The following is a 1,877-nucleotide window of genomic DNA, read 5'->3' as shown; positions in this document are numbered from 1 at the left end:
GTCTGTCGTTCTTTTATGGAGAGTTTGATCCTGGCTCAGGACGAACGCTGGCGGCGTGCTTAACACATGCAAGTCGAACGATGAACTGGAGCTTGCTCCAGGGATTAGTGGCGAACGGGTGAGTAACACGTGAGTAACCTGCCCTTGACTCTGGGATAAGCGCTGGAAACGGCGTCTAATACCGGATACGAGCTTCAGTCGCATGGCTAGGAGCTGGAAAGAATTTTGGTCAAGGATGGACTCGCGGCCTATCAGCTAGTTGGTGAGGTAATGGCTCACCAAGGCGACGACGGGTAGCCGGCCTGAGAGGGTGACCGGCCACACTGGGACTGAGACACGGCCCAGACTCCTACGGGAGGCAGCAGTGGGGAATATTGCACAATGGGCGAAAGCCTGATGCAGCAACGCCGCGTGAGGGACGACGGCCTTCGGGTTGTAAACCTCTTTTAGTAGGGAAGAAGCGAAAGTGACGGTACCTGCAGAAAAAGCACCGGCTAACTACGTGCCAGCAGCCGCGGTAATACGTAGGGTGCAAGCGTTGTCCGGAATTATTGGGCGTAAAGAGCTCGTAGGCGGTTTGTCGCGTCTGCTGTGAAAACTGGGGGCTCAACCCCCAGCCTGCAGTGGGTACGGGCAGACTAGAGTGCGGTAGGGGAGATTGGAATTCCTGGTGTAGCGGTGGAATGCGCAGATATCAGGAGGAACACCGATGGCGAAGGCAGATCTCTGGGCCGCTACTGACGCTGAGGAGCGAAAGCGTGGGGAGCGAACAGGATTAGATACCCTGGTAGTCCACGCCGTAAACGTTGGGAACTAGATGTGGGGACCATTCCACGGTCTCCGTGTCGCAGCTAACGCATTAAGTTCCCCGCCTGGGGAGTACGGCCGCAAGGCTAAAACTCAAAGGAATTGACGGGGGCCCGCACAAGCGGCGGAGCATGCGGATTAATTCGATGCAACGCGAAGAACCTTACCAAGGCTTGACATGTACCGGAAACGGCCAGAGATGGTCGCCCCGCAAGGTCGGTACACAGGTGGTGCATGGTTGTCGTCAGCTCGTGTCGTGAGATGTTGGGTTAAGTCCCGCAACGAGCGCAACCCTCGTTCTATGTTGCCAGCACGTCATGGTGGGAACTCATAGGAGACTGCCGGGGTCAACTCGGAGGAAGGTGGGGATGACGTCAAATCATCATGCCCCTTATGTCTTGGGCTTCACGCATGCTACAATGGCCGGTACAAAGGGCTGCGATACCGCAAGGTGGAGCGAATCCCAAAAAGCCGGTCTCAGTTCGGATTGAGGTCTGCAACTCGACCTCATGAAGTCGGAGTCGCTAGTAATCGCAGATCAGCAACGCTGCGGTGAATACGTTCCCGGGCCTTGTACACACCGCCCGTCAAGTCATGAAAGTCGGTAACACCCGAAGCCAGTGGCCTAACCCTTGTGGATGGAGCTGTCGAAGGTGGGATCGGTGATTAGGACTAAGTCGTAACAAGGTAGCCGTACCGGAAGGTGCGGCTGGATCACCTCCTTTCTAAGGAGCATCTGGCATCCGCTTCAGGGTGGGTGTCCAGGCGCCGGATCGAGACGAATGTTCTCGCCGGTAGCTCATGGGTGGAACTTTGACGATGGCCTTCTGGTGAAGGTGCTCAGCTCAGTACGACTCTTCGGGGTCTGGAACGGGTGGGTGCTGGAGTTGGTGGGCGTGCACGCTGTTGGGTCCTGAGGGACCAAGCTTCCTGCTCTTTCGGGGGTGGGTGGTCTGGTTTCTTCGGACCATGACGAGTCGGCCGGTTGGTCGGTGAGTTGTGGGGCCGCCCGTATGTTGAGAACTACACAGTGGACGCGAGCATCTTTGGTCGCGTGAGGGTCTGTCGCT

General features: G+C 57.1%; 1 rRNA gene. It reads left to right on the top strand.

Annotation, left to right across the window (positions count from 1 at the left end):
- Positions 1-12: 12 nt before the first annotated feature.
- Positions 13-1,532: ribosomal RNA gene (locus ACYVHQ_RS14245) — 16S ribosomal RNA — on the top strand.
- Positions 1,533-1,877: the final 345 nt, after the last annotated feature.

It is taken from the genome of Frigoribacterium salinisoli (assembly GCF_054781095.1).
The sequence above is the reverse complement of the archived record's forward strand: the minus strand, read 5'-3'. Positions and strand labels throughout refer to the sequence as shown.